The organism is Nitrosopumilus sp. b3, assembly GCF_014078525.1.
Taxonomy (GTDB): Archaea; Thermoproteota; Nitrososphaeria; order Nitrososphaerales; family Nitrosopumilaceae; genus Nitrosopumilus.
Map to the genome: position 1 here is coordinate 321,650 of NZ_MU078694.1, position 22,414 is coordinate 344,063.

The window sequence follows — 22,414 nt, forward strand, 5'->3', positions numbered from 1 at the left end:
GCAAAATAACTAAATGAGTAATTCGTGTATTTCTAAAATATTCGTGAGGATGATATTATGGTAGAACTTTGGGTGGAGCTTGGTGCATTAGCAGGATTAATTGGCTTATCAGGATTTTTTAGTGGTTTAGAAGTAGCACTTGTAGGTACAACACAGGCCACGGTAGAACAAGTAGTAAAAGAAAAACGACGTGGTGCCAAGGCACTTCAAAAACTCAAATCAAATCCAGGATGGATGATGTCAGCTGTAAATCTTGGAAATAATTTAGTCAATATCGGTTCATCTGCATTAGCGACAGTGGTTGCCATTAAATTGTTCGGAGATAGTGGACTTGGGATTGCAGTTGGAATTATGACATTTTTGATTATTATTTTTGGCGAAGTTACTCCAAAAACATATTGTAATGCTAACGCAACCAAAGTTGCACTTCGTTCAAGTGGAATTCTATTATTTTTTAGTTATGTTACATATCCAATAGTCTGGATATTAGAGAGAATTACACGTGTAATGATCAGAATTACTGGGAGTGATTATCACCCGCCTGCATTAACTGAAAATGAAATTAAAGGGATTATTGATCAAGGCCATCGAGATGAAGCTTTAGAATCACATGAAAGGGATTTAGTTCATAGAGCATTAGAATTTGATGATACTGTAATTCGTGCAGTTATGACCCCTAGAATGAAAATGCAGTCACTTCCTGCAAAAATGCTGCTATTTGAAGCTCTTCCAATAATCAATCAAAATTCTCACTCCAGAATTCCAATTTATGGAGAAACGCATGATGATATTGTGGGATTTATTCATGTAAGAGATGTGTTAAGAGAACTGGAATCAGACAATAAGATGAAAACATTAGAACAAATATCAAGAAAGCCTGTTTTTGTTTCACAAGAAAAAATGGTTACTTCATTGTTAAGAGAGATGAAAGGTAGAAAAACACACATGGCAATAGTAATAGATGAACATGGAGGAGTTGAAGGATTAGTAACACTAGAAGATCTCATCGAAGAAATTCTTGGAGATATTGAAGATGAAACAGATTCACCTGAGAAAATTCATTTTCATTCCATAGACAGGGATACAATAATCACAACAGGTGAAATTGAGATTGAAAAAATTAATGAACTTTTCAAATCAGAATTACCCGAAGGGGATGATTATAGTACACTAAACGGGTTATTACATGAGAAATTACAGGATATTCCTCAGGAGGGAGATAAACTGGAGTTAGGAAATGTGCGCATAATTGTTGAGAAAGTTGTAAAGAATCTTCCGGAAAAAATAAGAATAGAGCGTATTAAAAAATAATTTATTCTTTAGTAAAGCGCTCTTGCAATTTCTGCTTTTTTTCTTTCATATGAAAAATTGATTCTGTATGGGAAAAGGAGTCCTCATAAGATTTTCCAAACAACATTGCTTGTAAAAGCATATGATTTTCAGGAATAACTATACCTGTTTGATCATCAGAATACATAATTTGAACGGTATCGCCAATAGATGCAGTCATGTTTGCATGAATATGAATCATGTTTGTGTCAGTAAAATTAAAACCCATATTTTGTGCAAAATCTCGAATATCTTTAGTTCCTTTTGCAGTCCAAACAGTTGCAACGCCAAATTCATTTGTAAAAAGTTCATGGATTTCAGAGGGTTTAGGAGCAATATCCTTGAATCTAACATCCATAATGTGTAAATGCATTTGTCTAGTTGGTACTTTGATTGCTCTAACATAAAGTGGTGCATCTTTTCCAAAATACATTTTTACATCATCGCCGTGATGAGGTGTTTCAGTCATTTCTATTGTATCGGTCACATCTTTTTCTGTTTGCTCAATATCGGCCCATCTTCTTATCAAAGTCACATCAAACCGAATTAACTTATCTCCAAATTTTGCACGTAGTGGTTCTAAAATTCTGCCCATTCCAGTTACATTGCAACTTCCTTGCATTACATGTTGTTTATCTATTGCCTGATCATAATTTACTCTAGAATTAAACAACAAGTCAGAAACAGATTCATCCCCAACAACGGTTTCACCACCTTGATAGATTGCAGGAATATTTTTGGGCTCATAGAGATTAATTTTATTTTTATAACCATATCCTCCAGGGGCAGCATCAATTACCAAATCACAACTATCAAGTGCTGATTCAATAGTACCGGCAATTTTATAATTTGAAAAAGATGGAATCTTGTTGGCTGGAACGTATACGTCAAGCCCTTTAGAAATTGCAACATTCACCTTTTCATCAGGAGAGTATTTGCCTACTCCGATAACAGTTATTTCGGGATCATCCTTTAGAAATGAAGTAATTCTACTACCAATGGATCCATATCCATTAACAAAGACTTTCTTCATAATTCCGCTATATCTGACCCATTTATTTAGATTAGTTCAACAGAATTCTGAATTTATTTTCTAGGGCGTCTACGAGGATTTTTTTCATAAAAAATCTCTATATTTTCATTCCATTTTTTGTTATCAGGTAAATGTGAAAGATGATGGGGTTTTTTTCCATTTTTTGACAGGATCTCACTGTGCAATACATAGAATTTATCTATCTCATCAACTAAAACATCAAGAAATTCTGAAGTCTCCTTTGCCTCAATACCTTTTTGATCTTTGTGATTAAGAATATAATTTGACAAAGTATCAATTTTTGCTTTTTTAATTTTAAATTCACTAAGAATTCTATGCTCAAAAGAAATCATTGTAATGAATGGTGAAATTCACTAGTGTATATTCATTACAGTTATGATTAAAAAATAAGAATCTGAAATGTTAGGATTTGATGTATTCTGAGAAACAATCAGGCATGGTAAAAAAGTAGACTGAAAGGAAAGTTTTGATGACTAAATCACATATAATCATAATTCAAGGATTAACTACAATCAACATTGGACAAAATTTTATTAATCAAAAAACTAGTAGAAGCCATAAAATCATCAAAAGGCGATTCTGAAAGAAACAGATACCTGATCAGATTAGTGAACAAAAATAAAGATATTTCAAATTCAGATAAAGATTATCTTAAAAATTATTTGGGAATTACTATTTCAGGAAAAATTAAAGATTCAAAACCCGCTAAAAAAATGCCTAAAAAAGATAAGACAGTTTTTCTAAATCCAAATTTAATAAAATGCACAACATGTGATAAAGAAATTAAATTTATTGAAAAATCAATTAGATATAAAAAAAAATGGCATCATGCAAATTGTATTCAGTCAATATTAGAATTTGAAAAGTCAGAGAGACGTAATTCAAAAGAATATGAAACAAGTGGGAAACCTAAAAAACGAATTGATCATATCTCGATACTTTTAACTGGAACAATTTTTGCAGTATTAATCGGTTCAGTATTTTTCCTGTTAGGACCCATAAGCATGATAGCCATGGGGTTGGGAGGAGCAATAACGGTATATCATATGATTGGTGCAAGTGGGAAATTATTTTCTAAAAATGTTTACGCAAGTAAGACACCGTCTGTATTTTTATTATTTTTGTTAGGATCACCATTTTTAATTGCCACGATGATTGCATATGAAGGGTATTCCTTACTTGAGTCCCCAGTAAGAATAATCCTACTTTGGGCAATGACGATTACATTTTGGTCTACAATGTTATTTGTGCCGATGGCTGTATTGAGTAAATATCGTGAAGATACCCAAGAAGAAATCAAGTCCTATCCTAAAATCAGCATAATAATTCCTGCATATAATGAAGAAAAAGTGATTCAACATACTATTGAAGCTATGATTGAGACAAAATACCCTAAAAAAGAAATAATTTTTGTTGATGACGGAAGTACAGATAAGACACTAACTATTGTAAATCAATTCAAAGATAAAATCAAAGTTTTACATAAAGAAAATGGCGGAAAAGCATCTGCACTTAATTACGGAATAGTTTACTCTACTGGAGAAATCATTGTAATTGTTGATGCAGATACAATAATTGGGCGTCACTCACTAAAAGAAATTGTAAAAGGATTCCAAGTTAATGAGCATGTTGCAGCTGTTGCAGGAAATATCAAAGTCAGAAACAAGGTAAATTGGTTAACAAAATGCCAGGCACTAGAGTATATCACCGGAATTCAAATAGTTAGAAGAGCATTTGATGTGTTTGGATCAATCACAATAGTACCTGGAGCACTAGGAGCTTTTAAGAAATCATACTTGACAGAAGCAGGGGCCTATGGAAAAGACACGATTGTGGAAGACTTTGATCAAACAATAAAATTATTGAAAGCAGGTCTAATTACGCAAGGCAGCTCAAAAGCTACTGCATATACTGAAGCACCAAACACATTCAAAGATTTTTTTGCACAAAGAAAAAGATGGTATCGTGGTAACATGCAAGTCTTAAAACGACATGCAGATGCTTTGACAAATCCAAGATTCGGATATTTGCAAAGATTATCTCTACCGTATTTATTTTTGGGGATGGTAATTACACCAATTATTGGCTTTACTTCAGCTATTAATGCAATTTTAGGAGTTGTTTTAGGTGATTGGTTATACGTTCTTCAAATATCATTAATTTTTACAGTGGTGCATTATTTAATGACAGCATTAGCAATTAGAATTGATAACGAGGATCCAAAGTTGTTATGGCATGCGGGATTTCTGGTATTTGGGTTTAAACAGATTATCGATGCATTACTACTAAAAGCAATAATAGAGCAATTACGAAACAAAAAAGCAACATGGACAAGTGCAAAAAGAGTTGGAATTTGATTTGATGGGCAAGGTAATTATTTTCAGCATAATTTTTTCAGTTTTGCTATTTGTAAATTATACAGATAGTATTTTTGCTCAAGAATCAGAAACAATTGAAGTTGAAATAAAATATACCAATGGAGACAGAGCAGATTTTAATGGAATGAAGTTAGTAGTATATCAAGACTTCAGTAAAGAGCCGCTTTTAGAAAAAAACATGTTAAGTAATCCAGATTTCATGACAGTTCCAGAAAATCATCGGTATAAAATTGAAGTTTATGCAAATGGAATTTTTGGAGATGTCGAGTATGTGCAACTTGAAAAAACTTCTAAAAAAGTAGACATATCAATTCCAATTTCTGGAGGAATTCAATTCGAAGTATTTTATAAAAATGGAGAAATTCCAATAAATGGAGCTACTGTAATTCTAAAATCTATAGACGGTTCAGAAATAGGACGGGGCTTAACCAATGATCTAGGTGAAACAACAAGGTATTGGATTCAATCAACTACCAAAGAGGGTGATCATTACATTGCCGATGTATATTTAGATGAAATATTTCTTACATCATATTTTCCAATTCAAGTGCAAGCAGGATTAGCAACAGATCAGAAAATAGTTACCGACATTTCAGAAATAGTTGAGGAGTTAATCACAGTCAATCTCTTTGATGGTTCTAAAAAAATGACTTCAAAAGATGGGGATTATAAGATAATAATGTTAGATAAAAATGGAGAACAAGTAGCTTCATCTAGTTTGAGTTTTAGAGGGGATGCACAATTTTCAAATCTTAAAACTGGAGTCTATACCCTTAAAATAAATTCAGATAAAAAAATGGATGATAAGTTATGGCCAGAAAAGAGTATTCAAATAATTGGGGATTCAAACAAGTTTAGTATTTATAAAAATTCTGAACTAGTCCTCAAGAAGGAAAAACCGTTCTATTCATGTAATTGCATATCGTTTAGACTTGATGATGTGCAAGATTATTGGTTAGCAGATGCTCAAATAGAAATAATCAATCTGTTTTCTGAAAAAAATATTCCATTATCAGTAGGAGTAATAGGTAATTTAATCGGGGGTGATGAAAAAATTGTTACCGTATTAAAAGAAAATTTAGAAAATAACAACATAGAGATTGTAAATCATAGTTGGAATAATGATGCACTAACAAATTTTGATGAAAAGATTCAAGAGGATAATATAGTTATGACAAATAACAAAATATTTGATATATTTGGAGTTACCCCTAAAGCCTTCATACCCCCACAAAATCTGTATAATGAAAACACTGTAAATATTTTAAAAAGAAATGGATTCACACATTTAGTTTCACATATTGATAGAGATAGTAAAACACAAAATATAGATGATATTTTTTTTAATGTTCCAGCAATTACAGAAACGGGTGTTCTACTAGATGGTGTAAATTGGAAATTACAAGAAAAAGAACACATTAAACAAGAAATTATGCAAAACGTAGATGATAAAGGGTATGCAATAATTATGATGCATCCACAAGAATTTTCCCTAAATGAAGAAGGTGAGTACAGCATCCCAAATCAAAAATCACTAGATGAATTAGGAGCACTATTGGATGAAGTATCCAAATTGGACGCTAAACTAGTGAAATTATCAGAAGTGATTCCTAAAAATGTTAAAATTAATCAAAACCAAACATCTGAACAAATAGAAAGTATTGAGATAGATATTGACGAAGGAGTCATAGAAGAAGTAGCCATAAAGGAAGAAATAGACTCATGTAACTGTGTTGCATTTAGACTAGACGATGTGCAAGATTATTGGTTAAATGATATTCAAATAAACATCATGGAGACATTTATTGAAAATAAAACTCCATTGACAATTGGAATTATTGCAAATGCATTTGGCAATGATCAAAAAATTTCTGGATTTATTGATAATGCCACTAAAAATAAAGAACAATATTTAGAAGTAGGAACTAGAGGAATTGGTTTAACATCATTTACAAATTATGATAAAACACAACAAAGTGAAAATATTAAAGAATCCCTCGATATTATTGAATCAATTTTAGATATTAGGCCCCAAGTATTCCTACCACCAAATAATAAATTTAATGAAGATACACTCAACATTTTAAAAGAAAACAGTATCACACACATCAGTTCTAGTTTAACCAACGGGGATGAACCTCCATTTGAATTTAAAAATGAAGAATTTTACAGATTTCCACAAACTACATCAACTGGAAAGTATAATCCATCATCAAATATTTTTGAAAGAATTTCAAACGACATTATCATTGCAGAATCGGAACAAAGTATCAGCAATTATGGATTTGCAGTAATTTCCATTCACCCACAAGAATTTTCAACAATAACAAATTCAACATATGTCAATTTAGTTAACCAAGTGGAAATTAATGAATTAGAAAAATTAATCATGGAATTCAAAGATAAGGGATACAAAATAGTAAAAATTGGAAATATAAATTCAAATTTGATAGTTCTTGTACCTGAATGGATAAAAAATAATGCCGGATGGTGGGCAGATGGAACTATAGATGATAAGACATTTGTTCAAGGAATTGAATATTTAGTAAAACAGGGAATCATCAAAGTTTCAGAAAAATCTCAATCACAGAAAGATACGAAAAATGTACCTGAATGGATAAAAAATAATGCCGGATGGTGGGCAGATGGAACTATAGATGATAAGACATTTGTTCAAGGAATTGAATATTTAGTAAAACAGGGAATCATCACATATTAACAACTTTGTAGATTTTGCTTGTTTTCCATTTACATTTTTCAAGAGGAAATTTACTATCACATTTTAGACAAACATATTCCATAGACAATTCTGAATGAAACTCATTACATTCATTACAAATGTAATGATTTTGCATTACTCTGTGATCAACTCCTAATGCTTTAATTTCTTTTTTACAACTGGGGCAAAGATCTTTTTCATAAGAATTTTCATCAGATATATTTCCACAATCATAATGTTCAATTAATTTCCCTAGTTTGAAGTCTGAGCTTTTACAAGAAGGGCAAAAAAATCTCTGTTCAGTATCTGTGGAATTACAGCTATTACATGCAATTTCTTTTATTTCATCTACAGGTATAATTTTTCCATCATTTTCTAATTTTTCAAGATGTTTTTTTACGGTAGAATCATTTCGATCCACCATATCTTCAATTTTACTCACACTTGCCTGTTTTACCAAATTTAATGCGCGTTCAATTTTTTCTTCAAGTGTTAATGAAGATTCATCATCATTAGTTTTAGATTCAGCAGAAATTTCAGAATCGTTTGAGAAAAATGAGTTTTCTTTTTCTATGGTAGCAATAACAGATTTTAAATTCTCAAACCTAATTGGTTTTTCAATATAATGACATACTCCAAGACGAATTAGATCTTTGATCCCTTCATCGCTTTTTTCAGTAGCCGTTTCTAAAATTACTCTAATGTCGGGCTGCTTTTCCAAAATTTGAGTAAGTAAGGAATGTGCATCCATATCAGGTAACATATAATCAAGTAATACTATAGGAGCTTGTTTTTGATTAATCAAATCACTAATTGTAGCCATGGCAACTGCACCAGTATCACAAGTATGAATATGATGATAGCCTAATTTTTCAAGATAGTTTTTTAAAAGAAAGCCAATAGCTGGACTATCCTCTACAATTACAACATGACTTTTAGCTTGCATAATAAACTCCGATTAATAATAATGATAATAATTGTTTATAAAATAATGATCCTTTAGTTTTGGCATAATGATCAATTTTTTTACAACATCTGTAATTCTAATGATTTTGATAGGTGCTACAATTTCAATGAATTATGTCTACGCAGAAGTGGATCTTCTAAGTGACATCCTATTTTTACAGACAGGGGAGTTCAGTACTGATGAAAATCAATTTCAAATAAGCAGTGATGTGGAGATTAGAGAATTTTTTGGGGGAAACATAATCAGAGTATCTGGTCTAACGATTGAAGGATTCCCATACATCACATACTCTAGAATAATAGATGAAGAGATAAACACTAAAGGGATTATTTTCATTAATGGTAAATTTGTGAGTCTAAGTTTCATAGAAAAAACCATGGAAACTCAAAACACTGTTGAAAAACAGGAGGATCTTGCAATTTTAGTTCAATATACTCAAAGGGTTTATTCAGAAAAATTTGTAAAGTTAGATATCAAAATTTACGATAAACAACAAAACAAATTAAATGATTTTTACCAGAATTATGGACATATTCTAAACACAAACATCGAAGTCACCATAGTAAATGAAGACAATCAGGAAATTTTCTCTTCCAACGGAATTACAAATGAAAACGGTCTGTTTCAAACAGAATATTTTATTCCAGAGAATTCAAAAAGAGAGACACTAACAGTAAGTATTACTGCAGAAAATGAAAATTCAAAATCATCTAAATTATTACAGGTATTTAGTTTAGGAGAACCATCAGATGATGGAAAATCATCATAGTTTAGATAGCACAAAAGACTAAATGTGTCAGAGATTTTATTTTTTTATTGATACATGGTCCATCACTTGGAATAGGTGCAGCAATCGCATCAGCAGTAATAATTGTTGTATTTTTAGGATTTCAGGGAATTACTGATCAAACAGAATTAACAATAGAGTCAACTCCACAAATCCAAGAATCAGGTCCAGCAAAAATTACAATGAATACCTTTTTGTCAAATGGATCACCAATTCTTGGCAATCCAAATGCTCCAGTAACACTAGTAGAATTTGGAGATTATCAATGTCATTTCTGTAATGTGTTTTTTCATACAACTGAGGATGATATTTTGAAAAATTATGTAGATACAGGCAAAGTACGAATGATTTTCAAAGATTACAACATTATTGGTCCAGATTCAGTTACAGCATCTCATGGTGCACATTGTGCCGATGATCAAAAATCATTTTGGGAATATCACGATATATTATATTCAAACTGGACTGGGGAGAATAATGGATGGGCATCATCAGACAATCTTGCAAAGTTTGCACAAGAAATAGGATTGGATATGAATGAATGGTCTGAATGTATGAATAGTCAAAAGCATTCACAAATAATTCTAGCAAGTAATGAAGATGCAAGAGATCTGGAATTAACAGGGACTCCGGCATTTTTTGTGATTGGTCCTGATGGTAAAACCACCCGTATTTTCGGAGCTCAGCCTTTTGAAGTTTTTAAAAATATTTTTGAAACAGAACTAGAAAAATCAAAATAGCGATCAAATTATTTATAAATAATTTATAATATTAGGAAAATTTCCTTCCTAGTAAGTTAGAATTTACACAATAACCTTATTAATGAAATATCGGAGCGAAGCTTATGGCAGCTGGTATTGACGACATTGCAATATACATCCCAAGATTGTATATTGATGCAGCAGATTTTGCAAAAGCTAGAGGTCTTGACCCGGTAAAATTACAAAAAGGTCTAGGGGTATCTCAAATGGCAATCGTAGATGCAAATCAAGACCCTGCATGTTTGGCAGCAAATGCATGTTTGAGAATTATGCAAAAAAACAAACTATCTCCAGAGGACATTGGCAGATTATATGTTTCAACAGAATCAGCATTTGACGAATCAAAAGCAATGAACTCATATGTTATCGGAATGCTTGAGCAAGTTTATGGTCAAGGTGCTTTTGAACACTGTGGAGGAGTTGAAACTAAATTTGCATGTGTTAGTGGGTCATATGCACTGTATGACAATACGAATTGGATTAGAGCAGGAGAATCTGAGGGAAAACATGCCCTAGTTGTAGTATCAGATATTGCAAAATACGATATGGGTTCTAGTGGAGAAATGACTCAGGGTGCAGGAGCAGTAGTAATGTTACTTAATGATAATCCGCGATTGTTAGCATTTGATCCTAAAGTTACAGCAACATCGATTAAAGACGAATATGATTTTTACAGACCATTTGGAAAAGAAACACCAATTGTACACGGACAATATTCTAATTTGCTTTACATGATTCAAGTTAGAAAAGCATTAGAGGCATACAAGAAAAAAGTTATTTCTACAGGATTAATCAAAATAGAGCCAGGTGAAACAATTTTGGATCATATGGATTACATCCATATGCATTTACCATATAGCAATATGGGAAAGAAAGCATTAGCATATTTAGTTAGACATGAATGGCGTCAACTTCCAAGATGGAAAAGAATCCTACAAGAGATTGGCGTAGAAGAACCCAGACCAAAAGATCCACGGGGCACAATCGAATCGGTCTTAGCTGATGAGGAGTTTATGGCAAAAGACCATGAATTTACCAAACTATTTACAAAAACTCGTGAATATCAAGAAGTGTATGAATCAAAATTATCAAGTTCATTAATTGCATCAAGTATGATTGGGAATTTGTATACTGCGTCGTTGTATTTAGGATTTAGAAGTAGTTTAGAGTATGAATTCCAAAAAGGAATAGAGTTAGAATCAAAAAGAGTAGGATTTGGATCTTATGGAAGTGGAAGTAGTGCAATGGTATTCAGCGGAGTCATACAGCCAGAATACAAAGAGATTGTGAAAGATATGAATTTAGAAGCAGAGATTGGAGATAGAAGAAAATTGACATGGGAAGAATATGAAGAACTACATGAAAACAAACTGCTTCCCGAAGAATCAATGGTTCATTCAAAGAAAGAGTTCGTACTAGTTAATGTGAATACGGATAAAGAATCTAGAGGCGAAAGACGCTACATCTTTAATGAATAAATTTCATAAAAATAATTTTAAATTGTATATTGCTTGTTTTCAAAGAACAGTGTATTTTTGAAAAACAGAATAATCATAGAAAGAAAGGTGGCTCGGGTGGTTGTTACTTGAATAATTCTAACTCTTGGAGGATTTTATTCATAGAATGCTTCCATGCACGCATAGCATCGATATCATGAGGGCGATTTTTTTCTAGATGCTCTTTTTGTTTTAAAAGTTCACGGTGCCTTTTACCCTCAATTTTGGTCAATAGTCAAGTATGTTCTGGGTCTAAAATTAAGGCTATCATTGATTTAAAAAATAATTTCAAAATGCTATTTGTTTTATTGTACACACACCTGCTTATTATAGCAAAAGTAGTAGTTTATTCATGAATTCAGTTGCATGGAAATGTTACAGATGTGATTTAACTTTTAAAGAAAAACCAAGTGCCACAATCCACAATGATCTTTCAAAGCACCCTATAGGAAAAATAGAACTGATTTCAGGGTAAATCCAAATACAAGTGAATTATAAGTAAACCCATTACAATGTCAGAGGAATCAAACCCAATTAAAGATCACATATTTGAATACATACAAAAATCTGAATTAATTCCAAAGTTAATTTCTGAGAAAAAGTTTGATCTGATAATTGAAGATATTATCAACAATTGCTATGATAAAGTAATTTCAATGGCAGAAAAAGATGAGGCAGTAGGGATTTTAGCAACAGGAATACTGCATTATTTATTAACAAATGCACTAATCACAAGTCAAAGAAAAATAAATTATCAAGGAATAGAGTTAGACATCGTAATACCTGATATCAAAACATTAGAAAAAGATCAAAAAAAATCACTAGTAATTTGCATACCGAAATCTTCAGACATTAATGTAATTAACAAAAAAATAGCACAGTTAGAGAAAATTCAGCAAGAAAAGGAAAACATCTGGGTAGTATTATCAGAAAATATTCCTGTGAAGAAAAAACTGTTTGTGTTATCTAAAGAAAACAACACATTTTCTAAAATAATTTTTGAGATTTCTCAATTTAGCAATGTTGGCGGCACAAATAAATTCAAAATTTTGCGAGTATAGAATACAGTTTATTCAGACATTTTGTTTCGTGTAATTTTATCAAATACACAGCTTGCTGTAAGATCTCCTGTGACATTGACCATAGTTCTAATCATATCCAAAATTCTATCTACAGAAAGTAACAACAAGATTCCAACTGGTGGAATTCCAACAGTGATTAGTATCGTAGACAACACAATCACACCAGCTCCAGGTACAGCAGGGGTTCCAATAGAAGCCAAAAGTGAGGTTATGATAATTACTAGGATGGAGATCATACTCAATTCAATTGCAAAAAGCTGTGCCAAAAAGAAAACAGCTATTACCTGATACAATGCAGTTCCATCCATATTGATAGTAGTCCCTAGTGGAATTACAAATTTTGAGACACGGTTATCTATGTTCAGATCATCTTCAGCAGTCTTTAATGTAACTGGCATCGTAGCCATTGAACTGGCAGTTGAAAATGCCAAAGTTTGAGGATTACGGAATTTTGAAAATGTAGAAGATATTGATCTTTTTGCTACAAACTTTAAGAACAGTGTGTACACCAGCAGCATTATTCCAAGACCCAGAACAACAGTTCCCATGTATACTCCCAATCCAACCATTGTACCTATTCCGACTGTTGCAACCATTCCAACTATCAATCCAAAAACTGCAAACGGTACAATCTTCATAGAAATTAATAGAATGTGTAATGTTATCTTTTGAATTGCTTCTAGTATATCTAACAATGGTTTAACTGATTCTTTTGGAAGAACTGCCATTGATAGTCCTACAATAAGTGCCATTACCAAGATGCTAAACATCTGTCCTTCAAGATATGAAGAGATGGGATTTCTTGGGATTATGTTAGACACTGCATTTGGAATGTCATCTAATGAAAAGCCATCTTTGATTTGCAGATCATCATCTGAAAGATCATGAGATTCTTGGAGAGAAGTAAGATCAAGAATACTTCCCGGAGATATAACTGATGCAAGAAATACTGCCACAAGTATTGCAATTGTTGTAGTAATCACAAAATAGGTTCCAACACCCAATCCCAGAGTTTTTAGTTTATCCTTTGCGCCCAAATTAGTAATAGCCACAACAATTGAGGCGAAAATTAACGGAACAATAATCATTTGAATTACACTCAAAAATATATTGGCTGGAATTTTCAAATAAGATATTAGAGAATCTAAAGTATCATCGTCCATTGCCATGCCCAGATCTCCTCCCAAAATCAAGCCTACTCCTAGTCCAACGAGTAAAGAAAATACAACTTGTAGCCACAAATTTTTAAAAATATAATTTTTTAATTCCATTTCATCACTTTAAAATTAATTTCATGTTAAGATTTTTCTTAAAAATTTTGTACATGGATGAATCACCCATGTCTTCGATAAAAGGAATTATTCCTAAAATAGGCACGCCGGTAAGACTTTTCAAATCACGTATCAATTCTTTTGTTTTGTAACCATCAGAATCAAAATCATTAACAATGATTCCTTTGATAGGAATCCCATATTTTTCACACATCTTTACTGTCATTATTGTATGATTTACAGTTCCAACTTTAGTTCTAGTTACAAGGACAGATGAAATTTTCATCTCTTTTATCAAATCAGTAACAAAGTAATCTTTAAGAATAGGAGTCATTATACCTCCCATTCCTTCTACTAGCAGTATTTGATGAAGTTTTGATAATTTTTTGAAACTAGAGATTACAGAGTCAATCTTTGGTTTGATCTTCATGGTTTTCCATGCAGTATAAGGAGATGCAGGCATTGGAAAGAATTGTGGATTTACCAAATTTTCAGGATCATTTACTTGTGCAGCTTTAGATAAAATCTCAACATCTTCAGATTTGAAACCCTTTTTTTGAGCAGAGCCTGCAGCAAAGGGTTTCATTATTCCAACATCAATGCCCATTTTTCGAAGAGTTACTGCTAATCCAGCAGTGATGTATGTTTTACCAACATCAGTGTCTGTTCCTGTGATAAATAATGACTTCAATGGAAGACATCAGTAGATATGACTGATTAATCTTATCGTTTGATTATTAAGAACATCTGGATTAGAATATCTAATTGAATACTAGTTTTGTTTGGCATCCAAATACCCAGATGAAAGAATGGGATTCATTTGAAGAGATTAAAAGTGCTAAAGGGGTTTGGCTAACTGATTCTAAAGGAAAGAAAATAATAGATGCAGTAGCATCAATGTGGTGCAATGTTTGGGGTCATTCAAACTCAGAATTAGTTAAAACCATCATAAATCAAAGTAAGAAACTACAGCATTCATCCATGTTTAATCTTACAAATGAGCCTGCAGAAAGCCTAGCAAAAAACGTGGTAAAAATATCACCTGGAATGCACAAGGTGTTTTATTCAGATAATGGATCATCTGCAATGGAGATTGCAATCAAAATTGCATTACAGTATTGGAAAAACATTGGAGACAAAAAGAAAACAAAGATTGCAACCGTAGAAAATGGATATCATGGAGATACATTCGGTGCAATGTCAGTAGGTTATGTTCCAGAATTTTTTGGTAAATTTAAAAAACAACTATTTACCACATTACAATTTCCTGTACCAAATAAATACAGAATTCCCAAAGGATTCTCAGTTTCAGATTATCAAAATCATTGTTTAGAAAAAATTGAAAAGAGATTCTCAAGAGATAATGACATTGCAGCATTCATCATGGAAAGTGGTGCACAAGTAGCTGGAGGCGTAATTATTTATCCCAAAGGATTTCAAAAAAAGATCAGTCAATTATGTAAAAAATATGATGTACTATTTGTGCTAGATGAGATTGCAACAGGATTTGGCAGATTAGGTTCTATGCTGCAATATGAAGAACAAAAAAGTATTCCCAATATTGTTGCATATGGAAAGATGCTAACCGGAGGATACCTGACAATGGCTGCAACATTATCAAGTAAAAAAATCTATGATTCATTTTTAGGAGAATTTAATGATTGGAAGCATCTATTCCACGGACATACCTATACGGGTAATCCAATTTCTGCAGCAGTTGCAGATCAAAATCTCAAAATGTATCAAAAGAAAAAACTAATTAAAAAAATTCAAAAAACATCAAAAGTATTTGAGAAATTTTATCAGGAAATATCAGAGATTGATATTGTTGGCGATATTAGACATAAGGGAATGCTCATGGGAATTGAACTAGTTACAGATAAGGAGAAAAAGACCCCAATTCATCCTAAAAAATCAATAAACAAGATATTCTTCGAAGAGGGAAGAAAGCAAGGAATCTACCTACGTACACTAGGAAATATTGTCATGCTTGTTCCACCCTTGGCAATCTCCGAAAAAGAGTTAGAATTACTACTTTGCAGGGCAATAAAGACAATTCAGGCTGCAAAGAAGCAAGTAATTTGACTGTTAACCCCCTAACTTATGATAGGTTAACATTTCCATTATTGTTATAAATAGAATATTTGATAATGGTAGTATGAGTACTCGGGAATTTATCAAAGAGTGTCAAGAGAAAGTATTTTCTGGAATAGGGATTTCACCTGATGACGCAGAAAAATTATTGAATACACCAGATGAAAATTTAAAAGAATTAGCAAGGTGTGCAAATGAAATTACCCGCGACTTTAATGGTAAGAAAGTTGATGTGGAGCAACTAAACAACATTAAAAAAAATGCATGTAGTGAAGATTGCACTTTTTGCGGACAGTCAGCATTTTTCGATACTGGAATAGAAACATATCAACTTCCATCACCAGAGGAGGTTGTAAGTAAAGCGCAAAAAGCAAAAAATGAAGGTGCAGAATCATATTGTCTTGTAGCGGCATGGAGAGAGCCATCTGCAAAAGATTTTGAAAAAGTTTGCAATATCATATCTCAAATTAATAATAAAGTTGGAATCAGTGTAGAATGCAGCCTAGGATTTCTTACACCAGAACAAGCACAAAAACTAAAAGAACTCAATGTGAAAAGATACAACCATAATCTAGAGACTGCCAAATCAAAATTTTCAGAAATCTGTACCACGCATACCTATGAAGACAGATTAAAGACATTGGGTATTGCTAGAGACGCAGGACTTGAATTATGTACTGGTGGAATTATTGGACTTGGAGAAACAAGAGAGCAAAGATTAGAGTTGGCAATAGAATTAGGAAGACTATATCCTGAAGAAGTAACAATTAACATTCTAGTCCCAATGCCAGGAACTCCACTTGAATTACAAACTGATCTTCCCAATTCAGAAATAGTGAGAATGTTTTCAGTGATTCGATTCCTATTACCAGAATCAGTAATCAAGATTTCAGGAGGAAGAGAATCGAAACTAGATGATTCAGGTGAAGAGCTTTTACAAAGTGGTGCAAATGGAATAATCACTGCAGGATATCTTACGATGGGTGGAAATGAGGCTAAAAAAGATAGAGAATTAATAGAAAAAATTGGCCTCCAAGCATAAACTAAATTTTATAGATTCAGAACTACAAAATCTAAAACAAGCCAACCTCTATAGAAAATTAAGATACAGTACAGCTACTGGTTCACAAATTGCCATTAATAATAAAAAATTACTAAATTTATGCTCTAATGATTACCTAGGAATTCCAAATACAAAAATCCAAATAAATCAATTACAATCAAGTTCCAGACTTGTTTCTGGAAACGATAAATCATTTAACAAATTAGAAAAAATTCTTGCAAATCACAAATCACAAGGAAGTAGTCTTGTTTACCCTACAGGATACATGGCAAATTTGGGTGCAATCACTGCAATTGCAAAAAAAGGAGATATAATTTTCAGTGATGAATTAAATCATGCAAGCATAATCGAGTCATGCAAATTATCAGATGCCAAAATAGTGATTTACAAACACAATGATATGGAGGATTTAGAAAAGAAAATGAAAATCAAAGGAAAAAACAAGTTTGTAGTTACTGAAGGAGTGTTCAGCATGGATGGAGATTTTTCTTCGCTAAAACAAATTACAGAATTAGCTGAAAAACAAAAAGTAATCACTATTGTAGATGATGCACACGGGGACTTTGTAATTGGAAAAGATGGAAAAGGCACACCAAATCATTTCAATGTTACAAAAAAAATTGATTTGTACATTAGTAGTTTAAGTAAAGGTTTAGGATCATTTGGAGGATATGTGGCATCACAGAATAATGTAATTGATTTATGTATCAATAAATCAAAATCATTTATCTATACATCCGCACTTCCTTCATTTTTGATTGATTATTCAATTAAAAGATTTGAATCAAATAGAGAAAAACAAAAGAAAAAACTTGAAGAGAATACAAAACATCTAATCAAAGGACTAAAACAGATTGGATTTGAAATTAATTCAAAAACTCACATAATCCCAATAATTATTGGAAATGAAAAGAATGCAATGAAATTTGGCAAATTCTTGTTTGATAATGGCGTATTTGCTCAGCCAATCAGATATCCAACGGTTCCAAAAGATCAGGCTAGATTAAGAATCTCAGTCACAGCATGGCTATCATATACGGATATTAAAAAAGCACTTGAAATTTTTGAAAAGGCCCATAAAAAATTCAGATGACTAGCGCACAGCATCAAATCCACCAAGTGCAGGAGATCCTACAATCACGGCAATGGTGATAACTATTCCTAATGCAATTCCCACTATAATGAATCGCTTATTCATACTAAAACTAACAGAATCCCAGATAAAAACGGATTGTAAACTTTTGGAAAAGATGTGGAAGAATGCTTTAAAGGAAAAATTACTAAATTAATTCATGACTGAAATCACACTTGCAGTGGCAGCACTTGCAGGATTAGGTTCATTTGTAGCTCCATGTATTTTACCAATGATCCCAGCATTTCTAGCATATATTTCTGGAACCACACTAACTGAATTAAATCAAAAGGGGAATTCCAAAACAATCGCAGTAAACAGAACCAACATTGTATTAAATTCAATATTTTTTGTTCTAGGGTTTTCTGCAGTATTTTCAATATTAGGAGTAATAATTAACAGCGTTCTAGGCTCTGCAGTTGGAGAATTTGTAGACATTTTAAATCAGGTTGGAGGAATTATCATCGTAGGTTTTGGAGTTTTCCTACTCTTATCTACAAAGATCAACAAGCTAAACATGGAAAAGAAGTTCTTTCCTAAAATGAATAAGGCCAGTTATCCAATGTCATTTGTTTTTGGACTTGCATTTGCAGTTGGATGGACACCATGTGTTGGACCAATATTGGGAACAATTCTTACTCTTGCATCTACTACTCCGTCTGTTGCTTTTAATTTACTACTTGTATACTCACTAGGTTTAGGGATTCCATTCATTGTTATTGGCATATTTTATTCTAGAGTAAATAGAGTTATCCGCTCAATGAGTAAGCATCTAAAATATTACAACATGGTATTAGGTGGATTTATTGTAATTTTAGGAATTCTAGTATTCACAAATCAATTGGCATATATTGCAAATTTTCCACTTCTTAACGAATTAATTTTTTTAGGGTGAATAAATGAAAACTGAAATAAAAACTGCATTAATCTTAGGAATTGTAATTGCAATAGGTCTGGGCATTACAAGTATTACACTGTCTACTCTAGATAAAGAATCAAAAACAATTACCATTCAAGATGTAAACTCAAAAACAACAATTGATAAATCAGGATTTAAAATTGCGCCAGATCTAGTAGGAATTTCGTATTATCTCAACACTTCACCTGGAGAACTTAAAGAACAAATCAAAGACAAGGTGGTACTTTATGATATTTGGACATACAGTTGTATCAATTGTGTAAGAACACTACCATACATTACAGCATGGGATGACAAATATGAAGAGCAGGGATTGTTAATAATCGGAGTTCATTCTCCTGAATTCGAATTTGAAAAAGATCTAGATAATGTCAAAATGGCTGTAGACAAACATGGTATAGACTATCCTGTTGTAATGGATAACGAAATGGAAACATGGAAGGCTTTTGAAAATAGATACTGGCCTAGAAAATACATTGCAGATCATGAAGGATATATCAGATATGATCATATTGGTGAAGGCGGTTATCAGGAAACAGAGAAAATTATTCAACAACTATTACAAGAAAGAGCTTCATCGCTTGGAATTGAAGTATCAGAAGAGAAATCCCTTGTTGAGATAGAAGAATTCGAGCATACAACTTTTAGAACACCCGAATTGTATTTTGGATACTATTTTGCTCAAAATAGAAACCAGTTAGGAAGTAGCGAGGGATTCCAACCTGAGAAAATAGTAAAGTACTCAGAACCTGGCAAAATTGATTTGCACAAGTTTTACCCAATAGGAGAATGGGAAAACCTTGAAGACAGTATGAAACTAGAATCAGAAAATGGATCTATCAAACTATTGTATAATGCAAAAGAAGTAAACATTGTTACAGAAAATTATGCAGAATTGGAAATATTTCTAGATGATGAACCACTTCCAAATGAATATGCAGGAAAAGAAATCAATGAAGATAACATACTGAGAGTATCTGAGGCAGGATTATACAATGTCATAAGTAGTGAAAATAGTGCTTCACATATCCTTGAAATCAAGGTAAAGGGAAAGGGTTTTCAGATATTTACATTCACATTCGGATAATGTAACCAAAGTATGGTGTCACTCCAGTTACTCTGGCTACGGTGACAAATCTCTTTAAAAGAAATATTTTCACCCAGATTAGGAAATTAAGATTTGATAAGTAATTCTTGGAATAAAGCAGAAGGAGAAAGTATCTCTCAAAAAGTTATGGGAAGGGTAAAACCTGATGAGCCATTAAAGAACAAAATTGATTTTGCACAAAAAAAATTACAATTTCAAATTTCAAAATTAGAATCAATAAATGAAAAATTACAGAAAAAACATGATGTCATATTTGAAAAGATCGTAAATGCACAAAGAAACAACAAGCCAAGTTATGCCCAAGCATATGCCGGGGAATTAACTCAAGTAAGAAAAATGAAAAATATGGTAAGCGGGGCAAAACTCTCAATGGAACAAGTTAAGCTTAGACTAGATACTGTTTCAGAATTAGGAGATGTTGTAGTAACTCTTAGTCCATGCATGTCAATCATCAAAGGTCTTAGTCCATCACTTAGTGGAATCATGCCAGAAGCAAATGCCTCTATGCAAGATTTATCTCAGATACTCGGAGATGTAATGTCGGGATCTTCAGTGAGTATGGGAGATACAATGAGTGCAGGAGTTGAGACAAATGCAGACACACTTGCAATTCTTGAAGAAGCTCACAATGTAATTGCAGGACAGACAAAATCATCCATTCCAGATGTTCCTGAAAATCTCAAAAAACAAATTGTTGAGAGAAAATCAGATATTTTCATTTAGAATTTTTATTTTGATTTCTTTTTACTTTTCTGAACTAAAATTTTCTTTATTCTAGAAATTGTAGGATAACTGTATCCTCTTCTACGATAATTAGCTATCATCATCTTCCAGTTTTTTAATCTCCATTGGGCTTGCTCCGTAGTTACTGAATGAACTTCTTTTTGGATAATGCTTTTTCTGCCTACCTTTAGAGTCCCTGCATCTTTTGCAGACCACCTATTTTTTGCAAATTTTAATCCAGTAAGAATCTCACTTACGGGCATTTCTTTGAAATATTCTTTTAATTTTTTTAATTCTATATCAGATGGTTTTTTAGAAATCGGTAACTCAATAGTCGTTTTAATCATACATAATCTGTTATCTAATGCTTTAAGAGAATCATGCTAAATCAGAATTAACTAAAATGGGGAATATTAGAATTCTTTTGACATTATCTTAACAATTCAGAGGGATATTGGCATTTTTACATAATGTGTTGTATATTCCGAATCCAAAAATAATTGCAGCGACAGCAGCCAAAGGAATCAAAATGAAAATTTTAGTTTTAAGACCCACACCAATAATCAAACAAATGGCTATAAAATTGTGACAGTTTTAATCAACACTGATAGTAAATGTTCCTTTTGTTTTTGGATCTTGTAACAATGTCACCATATCCCTAGGCAACAAGTCAGATGCCTTATCACATTTTATTGCCAAAGTTCTAGGACAAATAAAATCACTTTTTCGAATTACAATATCTTCTGTATGAGAAAGAATTAATTCAGGATGGCCTTTTCCTTCAAAAACAAATTCTTTATCCGCAACACGAATAGAAAATTTAATTTTTAAATCAGGATCTTTTAACTGAGTTTTTAACTCCAAAGGTAGATCCGCACAACTACAAGTTGCATTAACACCAATAATACAGTCACCCTGAGGTGTTAAATGAGATTCTTTAGTAATCTCTATTGTTTTTTGATGATTTGATCTAATATTCTCATGTCCTGAAAATTCTATTTCAAATTTCACAGTCATTATTAATTAAAAACGCAAATTAAACTTTACAAGTATTGAGATAGATTAATTCATTGTTTCCATTTTTGTGCTTCGATAATGCATTTGTCATAAAAATCATCAGACACATAATTGCAAACTCTATCTTCAAATTTTCTAAAGAAATTACTTAGACATTCATATTGATTTTCTTCATCGTCAATATACGATATACATGTCTGAGGGCTTCTTTTCATGTAAGCAAAATTACTAATGCATTCTTGAGGATTATCAAATTTCATACACATGTCAGGCTCATCCATTCGCAATGCAGAATTCACTTCTTTAACTAAAGATTTTTCAGAAGATACAGAAGTAAATGAACCAATTATAGAAAATGCTATAACCATAATTACTGCTATCATCATCAAACCGCCAATAGTAAAACCAAACATTGGATTCATTTTCTAGATCTATAATATCACAATAATTCTAATAAAATACAGGATATTCTATTTTGATAAACAGGACATTATATGTAAAAGTAAATTTTACA

General features: G+C 32.2%; 22 protein-coding genes. 13 read left to right on the top strand and 9 right to left on the bottom strand.

What is annotated here, in order from left to right:
• Window positions 1-57 precede the first annotated feature (57 nt).
• Window positions 58-1,311, top strand: a complete 1,254-nt coding sequence (locus tag C6990_RS03895; protein WP_182128564.1) for a hemolysin family protein — start codon at window positions 58-60, stop codon at window positions 1,309-1,311.
• A 1-nt stretch (window position 1,312) separates the two neighbouring features.
• Here the strand turns inward: C6990_RS03895 and C6990_RS03900 are convergent, their stop codons facing one another.
• A complete protein-coding gene (locus C6990_RS03900; protein ID WP_182128566.1) occupies window positions 1,313-2,362 on the bottom strand; it encodes a type II glyceraldehyde-3-phosphate dehydrogenase in 1,050 nt (349 codons plus the stop codon).
• A 53-nt stretch (window positions 2,363-2,415) separates the two neighbouring features.
• Entirely contained in the window at window positions 2,416-2,715 is a 300-nt protein-coding gene (locus tag C6990_RS03905; RefSeq protein WP_182128568.1) for a hypothetical protein, read from the bottom strand.
• 186 nt (window positions 2,716-2,901) lie between these two features.
• On the opposite strand from C6990_RS03905, the gene C6990_RS03910 reads away from it, so the two are divergent.
• Together C6990_RS03910 and C6990_RS10990 are read left to right on the top strand one after the other, a co-directional pair.
• Entirely contained in the window at window positions 2,902-4,740 is a 1,839-nt protein-coding gene (locus tag C6990_RS03910; protein WP_182128570.1) for a glycosyltransferase family 2 protein, read from the top strand.
• Complete coding sequence (locus C6990_RS10990) at window positions 4,718-7,480, top strand: DUF2334 domain-containing protein (protein WP_255465182.1); 2,763 nt, start codon at window positions 4,718-4,720, stop codon at window positions 7,478-7,480. Before C6990_RS03910 ends, C6990_RS10990 begins: the two co-directional genes overlap by 23 nt.
• On the opposite strand, the gene C6990_RS03920 is transcribed toward C6990_RS10990, so the two are convergent.
• Entirely contained in the window at window positions 7,470-8,426 is a 957-nt protein-coding gene (locus C6990_RS03920) for a TackOD1 domain-containing metal-binding protein (protein ID WP_182128572.1), read from the bottom strand. The two genes, C6990_RS10990 and C6990_RS03920, sit on opposite strands and share 11 nt — an antisense overlap.
• Window positions 8,427-8,493: 67 nt before the next feature.
• Here C6990_RS03920 and C6990_RS03925 point away from each other — a divergent pair, with 67 nt between their 5' ends.
• The 3 genes from C6990_RS03925 (at window position 8,494) to C6990_RS03935 (ending at window position 11,473) form a co-directional block, all read left to right on the top strand.
• On the top strand, window positions 8,494-9,216 hold the full coding sequence (locus tag C6990_RS03925) for a hypothetical protein (protein ID WP_255465183.1): 723 nt from the start codon (window positions 8,494-8,496) through the stop codon (window positions 9,214-9,216).
• A gap of 47 nt (window positions 9,217-9,263) precedes the next feature.
• Window positions 9,264-9,974, top strand: coding sequence for a DsbA family protein (locus C6990_RS03930; protein ID WP_182128574.1), 711 nt, complete (start codon window positions 9,264-9,266; stop codon window positions 9,972-9,974).
• Between the two features lie 104 nt (window positions 9,975-10,078).
• Window positions 10,079-11,473, top strand: coding sequence for a hydroxymethylglutaryl-CoA synthase family protein (locus tag C6990_RS03935; protein ID WP_182128576.1), 1,395 nt, complete (start codon window positions 10,079-10,081; stop codon window positions 11,471-11,473).
• A 103-nt stretch (window positions 11,474-11,576) separates the two neighbouring features.
• Here C6990_RS03935 and C6990_RS03940 read toward each other — a convergent pair whose 3' ends face one another.
• Complete coding sequence (locus C6990_RS03940) at window positions 11,577-11,723, bottom strand: hypothetical protein (RefSeq protein ID WP_182128578.1); 147 nt, start codon at window positions 11,721-11,723, stop codon at window positions 11,577-11,579.
• 280 nt (window positions 11,724-12,003) lie between these two features.
• Between C6990_RS03940 and C6990_RS03945 the strand changes: the two genes are divergently transcribed.
• Window positions 12,004-12,552: a hypothetical protein gene (locus C6990_RS03945; protein ID WP_182128580.1), complete on the top strand. Its 549-nt coding sequence runs from the start codon at window positions 12,004-12,006 to the stop codon at window positions 12,550-12,552.
• A gap of 8 nt (window positions 12,553-12,560) precedes the next feature.
• Here the strand turns inward: C6990_RS03945 and C6990_RS03950 are convergent, their stop codons facing one another.
• Together C6990_RS03950 and bioD are read right to left on the bottom strand one after the other, a co-directional pair.
• Window positions 12,561-13,844, bottom strand: coding sequence for a dicarboxylate/amino acid:cation symporter (locus C6990_RS03950; RefSeq protein WP_182128582.1), 1,284 nt, complete (start codon window positions 13,842-13,844; stop codon window positions 12,561-12,563).
• A gap of 4 nt (window positions 13,845-13,848) precedes the next feature.
• Complete coding sequence (bioD, locus tag C6990_RS03955) at window positions 13,849-14,535, bottom strand: dethiobiotin synthase (protein ID WP_182128584.1); 687 nt, start codon at window positions 14,533-14,535, stop codon at window positions 13,849-13,851.
• Window positions 14,536-14,609: 74 nt separating this feature from the next.
• Here bioD and bioA point away from each other — a divergent pair, with 74 nt between their 5' ends.
• From bioA to C6990_RS03985, 6 genes are all read left to right on the top strand, one after another.
• On the top strand, window positions 14,610-15,929 hold the full coding sequence (gene bioA / locus C6990_RS03960) for an adenosylmethionine--8-amino-7-oxononanoate transaminase (RefSeq protein WP_255465184.1): 1,320 nt from the start codon (window positions 14,610-14,612) through the stop codon (window positions 15,927-15,929).
• A 73-nt stretch (window positions 15,930-16,002) separates the two neighbouring features.
• The gene (bioB, locus tag C6990_RS03965; RefSeq protein WP_182128586.1) at window positions 16,003-16,980 is read left to right on the top strand and encodes a biotin synthase BioB; all 978 of its coding nucleotides are present in this window, start codon (window positions 16,003-16,005) and stop codon (window positions 16,978-16,980) included.
• Window positions 16,964-18,094 (top strand): aminotransferase class I/II-fold pyridoxal phosphate-dependent enzyme, encoded by a 1,131-nt coding sequence (locus C6990_RS03970; protein WP_182128588.1) that lies wholly within the window; start codon window positions 16,964-16,966, stop codon window positions 18,092-18,094. The genes bioB and C6990_RS03970 overlap by 17 nt, the downstream gene beginning before the upstream one ends.
• 199 nt (window positions 18,095-18,293) lie before the next feature.
• Window positions 18,294-19,028, top strand: a complete 735-nt coding sequence (locus C6990_RS03975; RefSeq protein WP_182128590.1) for a cytochrome c biogenesis CcdA family protein — start codon at window positions 18,294-18,296, stop codon at window positions 19,026-19,028.
• Window positions 19,029-19,032: 4 nt separating this feature from the next.
• Complete coding sequence (locus C6990_RS03980) at window positions 19,033-20,139, top strand: redoxin family protein (protein WP_182128592.1); 1,107 nt, start codon at window positions 19,033-19,035, stop codon at window positions 20,137-20,139.
• 93 nt (window positions 20,140-20,232) lie between these two features.
• Window positions 20,233-20,883 carry a Snf7 family protein gene (locus tag C6990_RS03985; RefSeq protein WP_182128594.1) on the top strand — a complete coding sequence of 217 codons (651 nt, stop codon included), beginning with the start codon at window positions 20,233-20,235 and terminating at the stop codon, window positions 20,881-20,883.
• Between the two features lie 5 nt (window positions 20,884-20,888).
• Here the strand turns inward: C6990_RS03985 and C6990_RS03990 are convergent, their stop codons facing one another.
• From C6990_RS03990 to C6990_RS04000, 3 genes are all read right to left on the bottom strand, one after another.
• The gene (locus tag C6990_RS03990) at window positions 20,889-21,230 is read right to left on the bottom strand and encodes a hypothetical protein (protein WP_182128596.1); all 342 of its coding nucleotides are present in this window, start codon (window positions 21,228-21,230) and stop codon (window positions 20,889-20,891) included.
• A gap of 247 nt (window positions 21,231-21,477) precedes the next feature.
• Window positions 21,478-21,894 carry a DUF371 domain-containing protein gene (locus C6990_RS03995; protein WP_182128598.1) on the bottom strand — a complete coding sequence of 139 codons (417 nt, stop codon included), beginning with the start codon at window positions 21,892-21,894 and terminating at the stop codon, window positions 21,478-21,480.
• Between the two features lie 56 nt (window positions 21,895-21,950).
• A complete protein-coding gene (locus C6990_RS04000; RefSeq protein ID WP_182128600.1) occupies window positions 21,951-22,322 on the bottom strand; it encodes a hypothetical protein in 372 nt (123 codons plus the stop codon).
• Window positions 22,323-22,414: the final 92 nt, after the last annotated feature.